The following is a 13,453-nucleotide window of genomic DNA, read 5'->3' on the forward strand; positions in this document are numbered from 1 at the left end:
GACTGGCCGGATGCCGACCCTGGAGCCCCTCCGCGCCGAGCACGCCGACGCGTTGCTCGCCTTCGAGCTCGCCAACCGGGCTTGGTTCGCCCGTACCGTCCCCGACCGGGGCGACGCCTACTTCGCCGAGTTCCCGGCCCGCCACGCCGCTCTGCTCGCCGAACAGGCCGAGGGCACCTGCCGGTTCCACCTCGTCCTGGACGTGAACGGCGCCCTGGTCGGCCGCCTCAACCTGGTCGACCTCGCCGACGGCACCGCCGAACTCGGCTACCGCATCGCCGAGTCCGCTGCCGGCCGGGGCCTCGCGAAGGCCGCCGTGGCCCGGGCCTGCCACCTCGCCGCCCGCTCGTACGCCCTCCGCGCCCTGACCGCCGTCACCACCCTGGACAACCCGGCCTCCCGCGCCGTCCTCACCCGCAACGCCTTCACCGCCACCGAGGAGTTCCTCCTCTCCGGCCGCCCCGCCCTCCGCTACCGGCGGGAGCTGGAGTAGGAAGTCGGACGGGCCGACTTCCTACTCCAGCCAGCGGCGGGCGGCGTCGAGGCTGTCGGCGCCGGTGGTGTTGAAGGCGATGGCGGCCTGCGGGGCGTGGCGGCGCACGAGGTTGACGACGAGTTCGAAGAGGGGCAGGGCGGGCTCGGGCTTGCGGATGCCGCCGCCGATGACGACGACGTCCCACGCGCGGGAGGCGAGGGCGGCGGTGATCGCGGGTTCGGCGGTCCCGTCGGGGGCGACCAGGGTCATCGACGCGTCGATGCCGTGGTCGGCGAAGCGGGCGAGTTCGGCGTCGAGGACGGCCCGCAGGCCGTCGCCGTCCATGCCGGGGACGGCGTGCGGGTCGAAGCCGAGGACGAGAACGGTGGACATGCCGGGTAGGACGATCAGTCGGGGGCGCCGGGTTCCTGGAGGAGGTGTCGGGCCGCGTCGGAGAGGGTGAGTTTGGGGTCGGTCCAGGAACAGACCTCCAGCCAGGAGAGTCGGCCGCCCTCGGCGAAGAGCAGGACCTCGCCGTCGCAGCCGATGGTCGCCTCGGCCACGATCTCCGCGCCGGTGACGGTGTCGGGGCCCGTGAAGTAGGCGGTGCAACCGCAGGTGCAGCCGGATTCGATGCGCAGGTACGGGAGTTGGGCGCGCAGCGGGTGGTCCTCGGAGAGGAGGGCGTCGAGGACGTGGGCGATGTCGTTGGGCAGGTCGTTCATGAACGGCGGCGCAATCGCGTGGTGAGGGCGGACAGTTCTTCGATGCGGAGGAGCCTGGCGAGGAGCAGGTACACGAGGGCGAGGGCCGCGGCGGCGGGTACCAGGCCGAAGCGGGTGGTGTACCAGGCCGCGGCCGCGGCGGGCAGGGCGGCCAGCAGGAGCTTCACGTGGGCGCCCGCCACCCGCAGGGGGCCGAGGCGCTCGCGCAGGAGCAGGGCGGCGGCCGCGCAGGTGAGCAGGAAGGAGGCGCCGTAGCAGCCCGCCATGCCGGTGACGGCCCAACGCAGCGGCAGCAGGTGGTGGCAGAGCGCCGCGCCGCCCGCCGTGGCGGCGACCGGGAGGAGGTTGAGCAGGAAGGGGGTGCGGCTGTCGCCGAGGGCGTAGAAGGTGCGGGTGAGCGCGTAGGAGGCGGAGTAGAGGACCAGACCGGGCGCGAAGGCGATCAGCATGCCGGCGATCGCCTGCACGTCCTCGTCGCCGGTACGGCCGTGCCCGAAGGCGAGGGCGCACAACTGCGGCGCCAGGACGGCGAACGCGCAGGCGGCCGGCACGGTGACCACGCCGACGGTGCGCACGGTTCGGGAGAGCAGGGTGCGCACTTCGGCCGGGTCGGTGGCGGCGCTCAGCGCGGGGATGACCGCCGTCACCACGGAGACGGTGACCACGCCGTGCGGCACGATCCACAGCAGGTACGCGCTGCTGTACGCGGTGTACCCGACCCCCGGCAGTCCGGCCGCGGCGGCGTCGGAGCCGACCAGCGTGGACAGCCTGGTCACCACCCAGTAGCTGACCTGGTCGCTGAGCACCAGCAGCAGCGTCCAGCCCGCCGCCCGCAGCGGCTCGCCGAGCCCGGCCTGCCCCCAGTCCCAGCGCGGCCGCAGCCGTACTCCGGCGGCCCACAGGCAGGGCAGCAGCACCAGGCTCTGGGCGACGACGCCGAGCGTCGTCCCGGCCCCGAGGACCACCAGGTCGCCGGAGGAGAACGAGCTCCGCCCGACGTACGCCCCGAACACCCCGATGACCACGACGTTGTTGAGCACCGGCGACCAGGCCATCGGCGCGAACCGCCGCCGGGCGTTGAGGATCTGGCCGAGCACCGTGAACAGCCCGTAGAAGAACACCTGCGGCAGGCACAGGTACGCCAGCAGCACCGTCTGGTCCAACTGCGCACCCCCGTAGGAGGTGTAGGCCCGCACGACGTACGGTGCGCTCGGCACCACCACGGCGGCCAGCACCAGCAGGGCGACCACCAGCACCGTCACCAGCCGGTCGACGTGCGCCGCCCCGCCGTCCTCCGACTCCTTGGCGGCGCGCACCAGATGGGGCACCAGCGCGGTGTTCATCGCGCCGCCGATGAGCAGCATGAACAGGATGTTGGGCACGGTGTTGGCGACGTTGTACCCGTCCGCGAGCACCCCCGAGCCGAGCACGGCCACCAGCAGCGCGGAGCGGACGAAGCCGGTGACCCGGGACACGATCGTCCCGGCCGCCATCACCAGGCTGGGCGGGAGGGTACGGCGCGGCTTGCGGTGACGGGAGGCCGCGGCGGGCCGATCGAGCACGCTCATCTCTGCCTCCGCGCCAGATAGCGCCGGAACGCCGCGTCCAACGGCCGGACCAGCGGCAGCTCCCACTCCCCCACACCCTCCACGACCAGCCCCCCGGTGCCGAGTTCGAACCGCAACAGCCCGTATTCGGGCCCGTCCTGATCCAGGCTCGGCTGGACGCCGCGCAGGTCGTACTCGGCCGCGCCGAGCCCGTGCGCGGTCCGGATCAGCGCCCACTGCAGGGCGTTGCCGGGCCGCGCCTCCCGCCCGTGCGAGGCGGAGCCGCCGGTGAGGTACCAGGCCCGCGGCCCGACCGTGTTCAGCGTGTGCGCGGCCAGCACGGCGCCCTCGTACCGGGCCAGGAACAGTCGCATCCGACCGGCGCATTCCTCGTTGAGGGCGGTGAACTGGCGCAGATAGTACTCGAACTGACGACCGAGCCGGAAGCCCCCGCGCACCTGCGTCTCCTCCACCAGCCGGTAGAACTCCGGCAGGTCGTCGACGCCGCCCTCCTCCACCGAAACCCCGGCGGCCCGCGCCCGGCGCACGTTGCGCCTCCACACCGGACTCAACCCCTCCCACGGTCATCCGCCAGCCCCTCTCGATCCGGGCACCGGCCCGACCGGGCCGGCGAGAACGCCGAGAGCATGCGCGAAACCTCCTGAAGCGGGGCTGAGAAAGCTGAAGACCCTTTAAGGAGCGGACGCCGGGCCGGTGGCATCCTGATCCGCATGGAGATACTGGTGGTGGAGGACGACGCCCAGGTCGCCGCGGCCGTCCGGCGCGGACTGGAGGCCGAGGGCTACACCGTCGACCTCGCCCCCGACGGCCTGACCGGCCTACGACTGGCCCAGCGGCACGCCTACCGGGCGATCGTGCTCGACATCATGCTGCCCGGCCTGAACGGCTACAAGGTGTGCGAGGCGCTGCGCGCCGACGGCGTCACCACCCCGATCCTGATGCTGACCGCCAAGGACGGCGAGTACGACGAGGCCGAAGGCCTGGACACCGGCGCCGACGACTACCTCACCAAGCCGTTCTCCTACCTGGTCTTCCTGGCCCGCCTGCGCGCCCTGATCCGCCGCAGCCAGACCCCCGGCCCGCTGCTGCGCGTCGGCGACCTCTGGCTGGACCCGGCGGCCCGCCGCTGCGGCCGCGGTGGCGCCGAGATCACCCTCACCGAGCGCGAGTTCGCCGTGCTGCGCTGCCTGGCCGAGCATCCCGGTGAGGTGCTGTCCAAGCGCCGGATCGTCGACGAGGTGTGGGACATCGCCTTCGACGGCGAGGAGTCCATCGTCGAGGTGTACGTCAGCATGCTGCGCCGCAAGGTGGACACCCCGTTCGGCGTCCACTCGATCACCACCGTGCGCGGCGCCGGCTACCGCCTGGAGGCCTGACGGTGCTCGGCCGCCTCTCCACCCGCCTGCGCACCTCGGTGGCGGCCGGCCTGGCCGCGCTGCTGCTGCTCGCCGGCGGCGCCTGGTGGCTGCGCGGCCACATGTACGACGCCCAGCTGGCCGCCGCCGAGGCGGACGCCCGGGAGCAGGCCCGCGAGCTCAGCAGCGGCTACAAGCACGGCCAGCAGCTCGTCGACAGCGGCAGCCTGCCGTACGTCGTGCTGGACAGCGACGGCCAGGTGCTGACCATGGGCGGCCCGCTGACCACCCAGCACCTGGCCGGGGAGCCGCCCGCCACCGCCCCGCGCCTGGCACCGGACAACTGGCAGTCCGTGCAGCGGATCACCATCGGCCCGGCCGGACCGGCCGCCGCCAACCGCTACTCGGGGCGCACCTTCACCGCGATGGGCAGCTGGAGCCCGCTGCTGCGGGAGAACGACCAGGCCGGCCAACCGATGAAGCCGCTGGTCGGCCCGTTCACCGTGTACGTGCTGGCCACCCCGTTCGCCGCCGAGGCCTCGCTGCACACCATCGACCCGGTCCTGATGGTCGGCGTACCGACCGCCGCGCTGCTGGTCGCGCTGATGGCCTGGGCGGCGACCCGCCGGGCGCTGCGCCCGGTGGAGGCGATCCGGGCCGAGCTGGCCGAGATCGGCGAGCACCGGCTGGACCGCAGGGTCCCGGTGCCGCGCTCCGGGGACGAGATCGCCCGGATGGCCCGGACCACCAACGCCACCCTGGACCGGCTGGAACGCTCGGCCGTCCAGCAGCAGCGCTTCGTCGCGGACGCCTCGCACGAGCTGCGCAGCCCGATCGCCGCGCTGCGCACCAACCTGGAGGTCTCGCTCGCCCACCCCGAGCGCACCGACTGGCCGGCCGCCACCCGGGAGGCACTCACCTCGGTGGAGCGGCTCCAGCAGCTCACCGAGGACCTGCTGTTCCTGGCCCGGGGCGCGCACCCGGAGACGGCCGGCCGGCAGACCGTCGTGGACCTGTCCGCCGTGCTGCGCGAACTCGCCGACCAGTACCGCCCGGTGGTCGGCGCCCGGCCCGCCCTGCGGGTGGACGCGCCGGAGGCGGTACTGGTGCGCGGCAGCCGGATCCGGCTGCACCGGCTGGTGCGCAACCTGCTGGACAACGCCCGGCGGCACGCGAGCGCCGAGGTGGTGCTGTCCGCCCGGCAGACCGGCCGCGGCTGCGTCCTGGAGGTCCGGGACGACGGCCCGGGCGTGCCGGAGCAGGACCGCGAGCGGATCTTCGAGCCGTTCACCCGGCTCGACGAGGCACGCAGCCGCGACGCCGGCGGCAGTGGCCTGGGCCTGGCCATCGCGGCGGACATCGCCACCCGCCACGGCGGCACCCTGCGCGTCGCGCACGCCCCGCGCGGGGCCCGCTTCGTGCTGGAACTGCCCTCCGTCTAGGGAGTGTTCGCAGCGGGGCTAGGGAGTGCTCGCAGCGGGCGCGGGCACCGTCCGCAGCGGCACGGAGGCCCGCAGCCGGAAGCCCTTCCCCCGCACCCCCGGCCCGGTCTCCAGCCGCCCGCCGACCAGCGCCAGCCGCTCCTCCAGGCCGGAGAGCCCGTTCCCCGGCTGGGACTTGCCCGGCCCGCGCCCGTCGTCGGTGATCTCCAGGACGGCGTACCGCTCGCCGCTCGGCTCCCAGCTCTCGTCCGCCCGCACCGTGCAGACGGTCGCGCCCTCACCGTGCCGGACGATGTTGGTGACGGCCTCGCGCAGCGCCCAGGCCAGCGCGCCCGCCTCCTCGTTGGCCAGCGACGGCCAGGTGTCCACCAGCTCCGGCGCGGCCTCCAGCCGGATCTGCGCGGCGGCCAGCGCGGTACGGGCGGCGGCGAGCTCGACCGGCAGGGTGGGGCGGCGGAAACCGGTCACCGCCTCCCGGACGTCGATCAGCGACTGCCGGGCGACCTGCTCGATGTCGGCGACCTGCGCCCGGGCCGCCTCGTCCTTGCCGGCATCCATGAACCGCCCGGCCAGCTCGCTCTTCAGGGTGATCAGCGACAGCGAGTGCCCGAGCAGGTCGTGCAGGTCGCGGGCGAGCCGCAGCCGCTCCTCGGAGGCGGCCAGGTGCGCGACCGCGGCGCGGGCCTCGCGCAGCTCCTTCATGGTGGCGACCAGCCGCTGCAGGCCGGTCATCGCGACGCCGGAGAGGAAGGCGCTGAGGGTGAAGGTGGAGATGTTGTCGTTCCCGGCGTGGATCAGCAGGCCGGTAGCGGCGGTGAGCGCGGCCATGCCGACCAGCGCGCGCAGCGCGAGGTTCGGCGGGGTGATGACCGCGAGGCACACCGAGGCGTAGATGAACATGGTCAGGAAGGCGCCGCCGAGCACGAAGGAGGAGGCGACGGCGAGGACGATCATCGTCCCGACGACCACCTGGCAGGCCCGCGGCTTCATCCCCGCCTGCGAGCGGAAGATCACCAGCAGGACGTACGAGACCACGAAGACCGCCAGGCAGGCCCAGCCGAGCACCTGGCCGACCACGCTGTGGCCGCCGTGGATCAGGTCACCCGCCGGGTAGGCCAGGTAGGTCATCCACAGCAGCATCCAGGCGACCTTGACCAGCAGCTGCCGCCGGGTCTCCACCGGGGAGCCGGGGAGGTTCATGAACGCGGCGCGCGCCACACCCACCTCCGGCTGTTCGTCGGTGCGGTGGATCCGGCGCGCGTCACTCATGTCGATCATCATGCCTGGCGGGTGTCGCGGCGGTACAACGCGGCGGCGGCGACCAGGAACACCGTGAAGAAGGCGGCCAGTCCGGCGACCGCGACCAGGTCCAGCGATTGCCCGGGCCGGGTGAAGGTGGCCAGCCGGTTGTACAGGTACACCGGGTTGAACCGGGCGAACTTCTCCAGCGAGCCGCTCACCGGGAACCAGGTGCCGCCGAGCAGCGCCATCGCCATGTAGGTGATCATCACGATCGGCTGCACCGCGTCCGGCGTCGCCGCGTACCCGAGCGCCACCCCGAGCGCGGCGAACACGAAGCTGCCCAGCCACAGCGCGGCCGCCAGCCCGATCCACTGCGGCACGCTCAGCGAGACGCCCTGGGTCAGGCCGACCGCGAAGACCACCAGGATCGCCGGCAGCGTGGTCACCGCGGTCGCCGCGATCTTGCCGATGGTGTACGCCCGGCCGGGCAGCGCGGTCAGCCGCAGCTGGCGCACCCAGCCGCTCTTGCGCTCCAGCGATATCCGTTGCGCGCTGCCGGAGAGCACCGCGCCGACCGCGCCGAAGGTGGCCATCGAGACCATGAAGTACGTCTTCACCGGCAGGCCGCCGGCCAGCTTGGTGGAGTCGTAGGCGTGGATGAAGAAGACGTACAACAGCGCCGGGTAGGCGACGGTGAAGAGCAGGTAGCGCCGGTTGCGCAGGGTCCGCAGGATCTCCAGCTTGATCAGGGTGGTCATCGCGCGCTCTCCTCTACCAGGTCCTGCTTGTCCAGGTCGCCCGTGATGGTCAGGAAGGCCTGCTCCAGGCCCACCCCGGTGACCTCCAGCCCGCGCGGGTACAGGCCCGCCCGGTAGAGCGCGGCCACGCTCGCGTCGGCGTCCGCGGTGCGGATCCGCACGGTCCGCACCCCGGGGACCCTCGCGGTGACGTCCATCGCCTGCACGCCCGGCAGCGCGCGCAGCACGGACTCCTCGAACTCGCCGTCCCCGTCGTGGAGTTCGAAGGCGATCCGGCGGGCACCGGCCCGCGCCTTGATCTCCGCGGAGCTGCCGTCGGCGATCAGCCGGCCCCGGTGCAGCACCAGGACGCGGTCGGCGATCGAGTCGGCCTCCTCCAGGTAGTGGGTGGCGAACAGCACCGTGCGCCCGGCGTCGGCCTGCGCCCGCATGCTCGCCCAGAACGCCTGCCGGACGCTGACGTCCATGCCGGTGGTGGGCTCGTCCAGCACGATCAGGTCGCTGTCGCCCGCGATCGCCAGGGCGAAGCGGACCCGCTGCTCCTGGCCGCCGGACAGCTTGTCGACCCGACGGTCCGCCAGCTCGGTGATCCCGGCGTCGGTCAGCACCCCCGTGACCGACCGACCGCGCGGGTGCACGTCGCAGGCGAGCCGGACCAGCTCGCGGACCTTGACGTCGGTCATCAGCCCGCCGCTCTGCAGCATCGCGCCGACCCGGCCGGCCTCGATCGCCGACCGCGGGGTGCCGCCGAACAGCGTCACGCTGCCCCGGTCGGGCTCGCGCAGGCCGAGCAGCAGGTCCAGGCTGGTGGACTTCCCGGCACCGTTCGGGCCGAGCAGGGCGACGGTCTCGCCCGGCCGCAGCACGAGGTCCAGTCCGTCCACGGCGCGCACCCGCCCGTAGCTCTTGCCGACGCCGCGGAAGGCGGCCACCTCGGTCACCATCGCCCGCTCCTCTCTCCTGGTGGTGTCGCGCACGGTGCTGTTCGCACCACCACAGAGTCCCGCGCGGGCGGCCGACGGCGGCAGTGTCGGCCGTCGTGGCTTCGGCATGACGGATGTCATGCCGGCGGCCGGTACCCGCGTCACGCCCATCGCTGACGAGGGGGCCGGCCGCCGGTTCAGCTGATCAGACCCCCAGCGAGCGCTTCACGAAGTCGACCTGGAGCAGCAGCAGGTTCTCCGCGACCTCCTCCTGCGGGGTCATGTGCGTGACGCCCGACAGCGGCAGCACGGTGTGCGGGCGGCCGGCCGCGAGCAGCGCCGAGGAGAGCCGCAGGGTGTGGGCGGCCACCACGTTGTCGTCCGCGAGGCCGTGGATGATCATCAGCGGGCGCTCCAGTCCGGCCGCGTACCCGTTCAGCGAGTTGGCCTCGTACACCTCGGGCCGCTCGCCGGGGTGGCCCAGGTAGCGCTCGGTGTAGTGGGTGTCGTACAGCCCCCAGTCGGTCACCGGCGCCCCGGCCACCGCGGCGTGGAACACGTCCGGGCGGCGCAGCACCGCGAGCGCGGAGAGGTAGCCGCCGTACGACCAGCCGCGGATGGCGACCCGGCCGAGGTCCAGCGGGAATTCCTCGGCGAGTGCCTGCAGCGCCTCCACCTGGTCGTCCAGGGTCGCCCCGGCGAAGTCGAAGGCGATCGACTTCTCCCAGGCCGGCCCGCGCCCGGGGGTGCCGCGCCCGTCGGCGACGACCACCGCGAAGCCCTGGTCGGCGAACCACTGCGAGTTGAGGTGCGGGTTGTGCGCCTGGACGACGCGCTGGCCGTGCGGGCCGCCGTACGGGTCCATCAGGACGGGCAGCAGGCCGTCGCGCTCCCGGTCGTAGCCGGTGGGCAGGAAGACGGCGGCCGGAATGCGGCGCTCTCCGGCGAAGCGGAACACCGGGCGGGCGGTGATGACCGGGGTCTCGGCGTACGAGGCGATGGTGGCGACGTCGTCGACCACCACGCCCTCCGGCAGGTCGCGGGCGACCTGGACCAGCGTGCCGGGCAGGTCGGGCTCGGCGGTGGCCCGGACGGTGATGCCGCCGGCGTGCACCGCGCTGGTGACGGAGGTGAACGGCCGGCCGTTGGCGGACTCCCAGCCGAGCCGCTTGCCGTCGTGGCTGATCCGGCCGACGGCGATCCAGCCGGGCTCGGGGTCGGTCTCCTCGGCGCCGCCGGAGGCGGTGAAGAACACCTCGTCCTCGGTGACCGCGAGGACGGACCGCAGGTGCAGGTCGGCCCCGGTGACGGCCTGGTCGCCGACCACCAGCGCACGGAATCCGCCCTCCCGTCGCCCGCCACCACCCTTCTGAGGGGCTTCGCGCACCTCCTTGATGTCGGAGATCCGCACCAGCTTGCCGTTCGGGGTCCAGGCCGGAACGCCGGAGAAGGCCTCCAGCCAGGCCTCGTCGTGCTCCTCGAACAGCATCTCGGTGGCGCCGGTGACCGTGTCCAGGCCGAGGATCCGCTGGGCGCGCTGGTCGCGGGACTGGACCAGCAGCAGCGGCACGCCTCCGCTGGACCAGTGCACCCGGGCCAGGTACGGGAAGGCCTCGCGGTCCCAGCTCACCTCGGTGCGCCCGCCGTGCAGGTCGAGCAGCCAGAGCCCGACCTCGGCGTTGGCGGTGCCGGCCGCCGGGTAGGCGACCTCGGCGGGCTCGCGCTCCGGGTTGGCCGGGTCGGCGATCCACCAGCGGCGCACCGGGCTGTCGTCGGCGCGCTCGACCAGCAGCCGGTCACCGTCCGGGGACCACCAGAAGCCGCGGTCGCGGTCCATCTCCTCCTGGGCGATGAACTCGGCCTGGCCCCAGGTGACGTTCGGGCCGTCCGGCTCGGCGAGCGCGTGGTCGCCGCCACCGTCGGTGCGGGTCAGCCGCAGCTCGCCGGCGGTGTTGGCGTACGCGACGTGCGCGCCGTCCGGGGAGATCCGCGGGTCCAACAGCGGGCCGCGGGCGGGCAGTTCGGCGGTGGCGCCGGTGATCAGGTCGGCGGTGAACAGCCGGCCGGACAGGGCGAAGGCGGCCAGTTTCCCGGCCGTGTCCAGGGAGTAGCCGACGATGCCGGCCGAGCCCTCGCGACTGCGCTCGCGGCGGGCCCTCTCGGCCGGCGAGAGGTCCTCCTCGCCGCCGCCGAGCAGGGCGGCCGGGTCGGCGGCGATCCGCTCCTCGCCGGTGGCGGTGTCGAGGGTCCAGAGCAGGTTGGCCCGGTCGGAACCGGAGCCTGAGCGGAGGAAGACGACCCGCGAGCCGTCCGGTGCGACGGAGAAGGAGCGGGGCGCGCCGACGGTGTAGCGCAGGGTCCGCGCGTACTGCCGGGGGAAGGTGTCCGCAGGGGTGTGGGAGGTCATGGCACCAGACCCTACGACGCCTTGGTCCCACGACCGGGTGACTGGTGATCACTCGTTCGGAGCATCGTCCCCAAGTACGCCCCAAAGAGGTCGAAACCCCCTCCGACCGGCCCATGCGCCCCGTCGGTGCCCCGATGCCCCGGAGCGCGCGGACTCACCGAATGTAATGGCACCCTTACCCATCGGGTATGACTTGTCGGGCTGGTGATCGTCGGGCCCGTCCCGGCCCCCGGTCACCCGGCCCCGATTCCCGTACGGTCCCTCCGCCGCCCACCCCCAGGGGCGGCGCACCCGAGAAGGGGTATGTGCCGCATGGCCATGAACATCTCCGCCGCCGTGCTGATGCTGGTGATCGTGGTGGTGCTGATCCGCCGCTCCGGCCTCAAGCTGGCGCACGCCATCGTGTGCGCGCTGCTCGGCTTCTACCTGGCCTCCAGCTCGATCGCCCCGTCGATCAGCCAGGTCACCAGCAACCTGGCCGGGATGATCGACGGCCTGAAACTCTGACCCCACGGTCACGGTCGTAGGCTTTCCCCCATGACCGCGACTACCGGCCGCCGCCTCCTCCTGGTGCACGCCCATCCCGACGACGAGTCGATCGGCAACGGCGCCACCATGGCTCGGTACGCCGCCGAGGGCGCCCGGGTGACGCTGGTGACCTGCACCCTCGGCGAGGGCGGCGAGGTGATCCCGCCCGAGCTGGCCCACCTGACGGCCGATCGGGACGACCGCCTCGGCGCGTACCGGATCGGCGAGCTGACCGCGGCGATGGGCGCGCTCGGCGTCACCGACTTCCGCTTCCTGGGCGGCCCGGGGCGCTACCGCGACTCCGGGATGATGGGCGTGCCCGACAACGACGCGCCCGGCGCCTTCTGGCGGGCCGACGTCGACGAGGCGGCCGGCCACCTGGTCGCGGTGATCCGCGAGGTGCGGCCGCAGGTCCTGGTCACGTACGACGAGAACGGCGGCTACGGGCACCCGGACCACATCCAGGCGCACCGGGTCGCGATGCGCGCGTACGAGCTGGCCGCCGACCCGGCGCACCGCCCGGAGCTGGGTGCGGCCTGGCGGATCGCCAAGGTGTACTGGAACCGGATGCCCCGCTCGGTGATCGAGTCCGGGCTCGCCGAGACGGCCGCCAAGGCGCCCTTCCCGGGCGTGGCGCAGCCCGCCGACGTGCCCGGGGTGGTGGCCGACGAGGTGGTCACCACCGCGCTGGACGGCGCCGCGTACGCGGGGCGCAAGGCCGCCGCGATGGCCGCGCACGCCACCCAGATCACCGTGGACGGCGCCTTCTTCGCGCTCTCCAACGACCTCGGCCAGCCGCTGTTCGCCACCGAGTACTACCAGCTGGTGCGCGGCCAGGCCGGGCCGGAGCGGCCCGAGGACGACCTGTTCGCGGGCCTGGACCACGACCCGACTCCCGCCGAGGAGAGCGTCCGATGACCGCGCCCGCCACCCCGCCGCGCCGCTCCCTCGCGGCGACCGTCCTCGGCACCCGCGAGGAGCGGCTGGCCGAGGCCCAGCCCCCGCTCGTCGCCCGGATCGCGGCCTACGTCCTGTTCTTCCTGCTGGGCGTCGCGGTGTCGGTCTGCGGATCCTTCGTGCAGGCCCTGTGGCCGCCGGTCGGAGTCCTGGTGGCGCTCGCCGCCACCGCCGCGACCTTCTACGCCGGCCTGCGGATCACCGGCACCCGGCTCGGGGCCGCGATGCCCGCGGGCGGCTGGTTCCTGGCGATGATGCTGATGATGGTGCCCCGGCCGGAGGGCGACAACGTGCTGTGGTCCAACGCCACCTCGCTGGCCTGGCTGTTCGCCGGCTCGGTCCTGGGCGTGATCTGCGCCACCCTGCCGACCCGCGGCGGCTGGTTCCCGGGAGTGCCCAACCCTCCTCGCTGACCCCGGCGGACGGCCGCGTACGGTAGCGCGTACAACGCGCAGTCAGGAGCACTCCGCCGTACTCCCATACCGGAAGAACCGGACGTATCAGGATCTGTCCGAAGCCGTTCACCGCTCAGCTCTTCCCAGTATGGTGGTCCCGCAGTACGTCGTACCCGACCGCCGTTTGCCCCAGGCCCGGCGACCACGAACCGCGGTCGCGCCGCACGGCCCGCCCGCGAACCCGGAGCAGAGCAGCATTGAGCAGCCGCGAATCTGACAACGCCAACCCGACGCCCCGGCGCACGGGTCCGGACGCCTACCCGTCGGGCACGCCGCCCTACGGCACGCCGGGCCTCCCCGGCGGCGGCCGGGCCGTGGCCGGCGCCGACCAGGGCGCCGGGTCGGGCGGCGAGGACGACGGGCCGAAGACCGAGACCACCCTGACCACCCGGGTGCGGATCAACATCCCCGGCTCGCGTCCGATCCCGCCGGTCGTCGTCCGCAGCACCGTCAAGAACGAGGAGGGCCCGGGCGACCAGGCCCCGGCCCCCGCCACGGAGCCGGGCGGCGCCCGTCACCGGTCCGAGCCCGCCTCGCCGGTCATCGGCGTGATGGACCCCGGCGGCCACGCGGCCGCGCCGCCGAACCTGCCGCCGGAGTGGCAGATCCCGCCGATCC

At 73.7% G+C, this 13,453-nt stretch carries 14 protein-coding genes and 1 pseudogene; 7 read left to right on the forward strand and 8 right to left on the reverse strand.

The window, feature by feature from the left end; translation table 11 throughout:
• The first annotated feature begins 10 nt into the window (after nt 1-10).
• Nucleotides 11-493, forward strand: a complete 483-nt coding sequence (locus J0670_RS03580; RefSeq protein ID WP_207809488.1) for a GNAT family N-acetyltransferase — start codon at nt 11-13, stop codon at nt 491-493.
• 21 nt (nt 494-514) lie between these two features.
• Here J0670_RS03580 and J0670_RS03585 read toward each other — a convergent pair whose 3' ends face one another.
• Genes J0670_RS03585 through J0670_RS03600 form a run of 4 tightly spaced genes read right to left on the reverse strand, consistent with a single transcriptional unit; the run spans nt 515 to nt 3,310 of the window.
• Nucleotides 515-868 (reverse strand): hypothetical protein, encoded by a 354-nt coding sequence (locus J0670_RS03585; protein WP_207809490.1) that lies wholly within the window; start codon nt 866-868, stop codon nt 515-517.
• Between the two features lie 14 nt (nt 869-882).
• Nucleotides 883-1,200 (reverse strand): hypothetical protein, encoded by a 318-nt coding sequence (locus tag J0670_RS03590; RefSeq protein WP_207809492.1) that lies wholly within the window; start codon nt 1,198-1,200, stop codon nt 883-885.
• Complete coding sequence (murJ, locus tag J0670_RS03595) at nt 1,197-2,768, reverse strand: murein biosynthesis integral membrane protein MurJ (protein WP_207809494.1); 1,572 nt, start codon at nt 2,766-2,768, stop codon at nt 1,197-1,199. The genes J0670_RS03590 and murJ overlap by 4 nt, the downstream gene beginning before the upstream one ends.
• A complete protein-coding gene (locus J0670_RS03600) occupies nt 2,765-3,310 on the reverse strand; it encodes a peptidoglycan bridge formation glycyltransferase FemA/FemB family protein (protein ID WP_307806367.1) in 546 nt (181 codons plus the stop codon). Before J0670_RS03600 ends, murJ begins: the two co-directional genes overlap by 4 nt.
• Nucleotides 3,311-3,478: 168 nt before the next feature.
• On the opposite strand from J0670_RS03600, the gene J0670_RS03605 reads away from it, so the two are divergent.
• Together J0670_RS03605 and J0670_RS40150 are read left to right on the forward strand one after the other, a co-directional pair.
• On the forward strand, nt 3,479-4,144 hold the full coding sequence (locus tag J0670_RS03605) for a response regulator transcription factor (RefSeq protein WP_207809498.1): 666 nt from the start codon (nt 3,479-3,481) through the stop codon (nt 4,142-4,144).
• 2 nt (nt 4,145-4,146) lie between these two features.
• Nucleotides 4,147-5,565, forward strand: a complete 1,419-nt coding sequence (locus J0670_RS40150; protein ID WP_207809500.1) for a cell wall metabolism sensor histidine kinase WalK — start codon at nt 4,147-4,149, stop codon at nt 5,563-5,565.
• An 18-nt stretch (nt 5,566-5,583) separates the two neighbouring features.
• Here the strand turns inward: J0670_RS40150 and J0670_RS03615 are convergent, their stop codons facing one another.
• From J0670_RS03615 to J0670_RS03630, 4 genes are all read right to left on the reverse strand, one after another.
• Complete coding sequence (locus J0670_RS03615) at nt 5,584-6,834, reverse strand: sensor histidine kinase (RefSeq protein ID WP_207809502.1); 1,251 nt, start codon at nt 6,832-6,834, stop codon at nt 5,584-5,586.
• An 8-nt stretch (nt 6,835-6,842) separates the two neighbouring features.
• A complete protein-coding gene (locus J0670_RS03620; protein WP_207809504.1) occupies nt 6,843-7,565 on the reverse strand; it encodes an ABC transporter permease in 723 nt (240 codons plus the stop codon).
• Nucleotides 7,562-8,509 (reverse strand): ABC transporter ATP-binding protein, encoded by a 948-nt coding sequence (locus J0670_RS03625; protein WP_207809505.1) that lies wholly within the window; start codon nt 8,507-8,509, stop codon nt 7,562-7,564. Before J0670_RS03625 ends, J0670_RS03620 begins: the two co-directional genes overlap by 4 nt.
• 184 nt (nt 8,510-8,693) lie before the next feature.
• Nucleotides 8,694-10,895 (reverse strand): prolyl oligopeptidase family serine peptidase, encoded by a 2,202-nt coding sequence (locus J0670_RS03630; protein WP_207809507.1) that lies wholly within the window; start codon nt 10,893-10,895, stop codon nt 8,694-8,696.
• Between the two features lie 312 nt (nt 10,896-11,207).
• Here J0670_RS03630 and J0670_RS03635 point away from each other — a divergent pair, with 312 nt between their 5' ends.
• The 4 genes and pseudogenes from J0670_RS03635 to J0670_RS38890 form a co-directional block, all read left to right on the forward strand.
• Complete coding sequence (locus tag J0670_RS03635; RefSeq protein WP_207809509.1) at nt 11,208-11,402, forward strand: DUF2304 family protein; 195 nt, start codon at nt 11,208-11,210, stop codon at nt 11,400-11,402.
• Nucleotides 11,403-11,432: 30 nt separating this feature from the next.
• A complete protein-coding gene (gene mshB, locus J0670_RS03640) occupies nt 11,433-12,341 on the forward strand; it encodes an N-acetyl-1-D-myo-inositol-2-amino-2-deoxy-alpha-D-glucopyranoside deacetylase (protein WP_207809511.1) in 909 nt (302 codons plus the stop codon).
• Nucleotides 12,338-12,793 (forward strand): DUF6113 family protein, encoded by a 456-nt coding sequence (locus J0670_RS03645; protein ID WP_207809512.1) that lies wholly within the window; start codon nt 12,338-12,340, stop codon nt 12,791-12,793. The genes mshB and J0670_RS03645 overlap by 4 nt, the downstream gene beginning before the upstream one ends.
• A 239-nt stretch (nt 12,794-13,032) precedes the next feature.
• Nucleotides 13,033-13,453: pseudogene (locus J0670_RS38890) on the forward strand (hypothetical protein); the annotation flags it as partial.

The sequence above is a fragment of the Streptomyces sp. FH025 genome (genome assembly GCF_017427025.1).
Classification (GTDB): domain Bacteria; phylum Actinomycetota; class Actinomycetes; order Streptomycetales; family Streptomycetaceae; genus Kitasatospora.

Coding starts and splice junctions, on each gene's coding strand:
- J0670_RS03580 (WP_207809488.1), top strand. CDS start 11: ATGCCGACCCTGGAGCCCCTCCGCGCCGAGCACGCCGACGCGTTGCTC.
- J0670_RS03585 (WP_207809490.1), bottom strand. CDS start 868: ATGTCCACCGTTCTCGTCCTCGGCTTCGACCCGCACGCCGTCCCCGGC.
- J0670_RS03590 (WP_207809492.1), bottom strand. CDS start 1,200: ATGAACGACCTGCCCAACGACATCGCCCACGTCCTCGACGCCCTCCTC.
- murJ (WP_207809494.1), bottom strand. CDS start 2,768: ATGAGCGTGCTCGATCGGCCCGCCGCGGCCTCCCGTCACCGCAAGCCG.
- J0670_RS03605 (WP_207809498.1), top strand. CDS start 3,479: ATGGAGATACTGGTGGTGGAGGACGACGCCCAGGTCGCCGCGGCCGTC.
- J0670_RS03615 (WP_207809502.1), bottom strand. CDS start 6,834: ATGAGTGACGCGCGCCGGATCCACCGCACCGACGAACAGCCGGAGGTG.
- J0670_RS03620 (WP_207809504.1), bottom strand. CDS start 7,565: ATGACCACCCTGATCAAGCTGGAGATCCTGCGGACCCTGCGCAACCGG.
- J0670_RS03625 (WP_207809505.1), bottom strand. CDS start 8,509: ATGGTGACCGAGGTGGCCGCCTTCCGCGGCGTCGGCAAGAGCTACGGG.
- J0670_RS03630 (WP_207809507.1), bottom strand. CDS start 10,895: ATGACCTCCCACACCCCTGCGGACACCTTCCCCCGGCAGTACGCGCGG.
- J0670_RS03635 (WP_207809509.1), top strand. CDS start 11,208: ATGGCCATGAACATCTCCGCCGCCGTGCTGATGCTGGTGATCGTGGTG.
- mshB (WP_207809511.1), top strand. CDS start 11,433: ATGACCGCGACTACCGGCCGCCGCCTCCTCCTGGTGCACGCCCATCCC.
- J0670_RS03645 (WP_207809512.1), top strand. CDS start 12,338: ATGACCGCGCCCGCCACCCCGCCGCGCCGCTCCCTCGCGGCGACCGTC.